The sequence below is a fragment of the Gammaproteobacteria bacterium genome (genome assembly GCA_003696665.1).
Taxonomy (GTDB): Bacteria; Pseudomonadota; Gammaproteobacteria; order Enterobacterales.
This window is the reverse complement of sequence record RFGJ01000658.1, coordinates 1-1,709: the sequence shown is the minus strand read 5'-3', so window position 1 is coordinate 1,709 and position 1,709 is coordinate 1. Positions and strand designations below refer to the sequence as shown.

Annotated in this window: 3 protein-coding genes; 1 reads left to right on the top strand and 2 read right to left on the bottom strand. The window is 49.7% G+C overall.

Features of this window, described 5'->3' with window-relative positions:
- Nucleotides 1-220: hypothetical protein (locus tag D6694_15750; GenBank protein RMH33084.1), on the top strand; the 220-nt coding region annotated here is incomplete at its 5' end.
- Between the two features lie 136 nt (nucleotides 221-356).
- On the opposite strand, the gene D6694_15745 is transcribed toward D6694_15750, so the two are convergent.
- Together D6694_15745 and D6694_15740 are read right to left on the bottom strand one after the other, a co-directional pair.
- Nucleotides 357-1,352 carry a hypothetical protein gene (locus D6694_15745; protein ID RMH33083.1) on the bottom strand — a complete coding sequence of 332 codons (996 nt, stop codon included), beginning with the start codon at nucleotides 1,350-1,352 and terminating at the stop codon, nucleotides 357-359.
- Nucleotides 1,353-1,360: 8 nt separating this feature from the next.
- A partial coding sequence (locus D6694_15740) for a TSCPD domain-containing protein (GenBank protein RMH33082.1) occupies nucleotides 1,361-1,709 on the bottom strand: 349 nt, incomplete at its 5' end.

The window sequence follows — 1,709 nt, the reverse complement described above, 5'->3', positions numbered from 1 at the left end:
GGATGCCGATGTCGGCACCGTGATGGAAATGCTCCCAGCCGGCCGTGGCCGGCTGCGCCTTCTTCGTTGCCTGGCCCATATCCCAGATGTAGTTCATGCAGCGGCCGGCGGCAAGCCGCGGGCCGAAAAAAACGGCCCCGTTGCCGGGGCCGCCAAGTCACGAAAAGGAGGAAATAACTTTGTCCGAGGGAATCAGGGGGGGGGAGGGAAGGGAGGGTGATTCGCCCCGGACAAGGCGAACCATACAGCCCCCGGATGATGCAATCTTGAATGCTGCATGAGGATTTTTTAATTTAGTTTGACGCTAAAGAGTTTTTTACTGCTTGGCTGCGGAAGGACTTTCTGCTTGGCGAAAATCATGAGTCTTTTTGAAGAACCTTTGTGATTTGAGAATAAACATCTGGAGATTCTTTAGCCTGCCCATCTAGATATCCCGTGCGATGTTCAGAGAAGATAGCTTTTGTTGTTTCTAGCAAGACAGCATCTTTTGCTTGAGGGTCAGATGCCGCCGAATAGAAAGTTTCAAATGTATCAATTGAAATTGCTTTTTGCTTATACACTGCTGCTTGGTGGCGTAAGGATTTATAAATCTTTCCACACCAAAGCGTCGCTGAGCCAAATACGAGAAGAATGAATGCCTTATTGCCAAGAGTCCGGAGAACCACTGAAGTTTGTTCTTGATCTGGTTGCAGGTCGAAAATTGCACTGTAGATGTAATCCGCGTTCCAAAAAATAGCCGCAATCAAAGCTGTAATCAAAGCCAGTAGGCTTGTAGTGATAAGCCATGTTCGAGCTTCTTTCAGGAGTTTTTTCTCTTCATTCTCGAATGCCGAAGAGTAGATATCGACACCAGCTTTAGCTGCTGCTTCTGTGCCTTTTGGGAGCGCTGTTTTTAGCGACTCGAGAATGCTTTTAATCGCCTTCTGATCCTCTCTGGCTTTTTCAAGGATTTGGCTGTTAAAGTCCGACTGGCCTGCTTCCATCGCTAGGAAAGGGAGCCACTGTGCCATTAATCCAGTTATCTGATCAGCCAAACTGTGAACCTGGGAGCTTAAACTGTTTCGTGTCTGCTGGGCATTTGGCGTGCTTATCTGAAAGGCATCTATTTGTTCACAAACCTGACGGAATGTATCAATTTGTTGGCGGAACTGCTGGGCTACAGCGTCAGGAAGAAGTTTTATAGGGTACTGTCTGACTTGTTCAAGTAGGTGGAAAATTTGATCAAAGTCATTCTTGTTGATTTCGAAATTAAGTTCTCCCCATTTTCCTCTGGAGATAAGGTTTTTATCCCTAAGGGAGGAAAGGGCTTCTATATTATCATTTATCAGCGATACAATTTCTTCTGAAGCCATTTATGTCGTTACCCACACTTGCTATCACCACATTCGAGACAGGTATTGCAGTTGTCCAGCCGCACGACGGCCATCGCGCCGCACTTGTCGCACATGTTGCCCTTGGCCACGGCATCCTCGCCGAGCTTCTCCTTCGCCTCGCGGCGCTTGGCCTCCAGCTCCGGCGTGGACAGCTGGCCCTCCATCATGCCGATGGACACCAGATGCTGCTGGATGACTTCGCCGATCTCGGCGACGATGGACGGCATGTACTTGCCACCGCGCTTGTAGTAGCCGCCGCGCGGATCGAACACGGCCTTGAGCTCCTCGACGAGGAACGTGACATCGCCGCCCTTGCGGAAGATGGCCGAAATCACG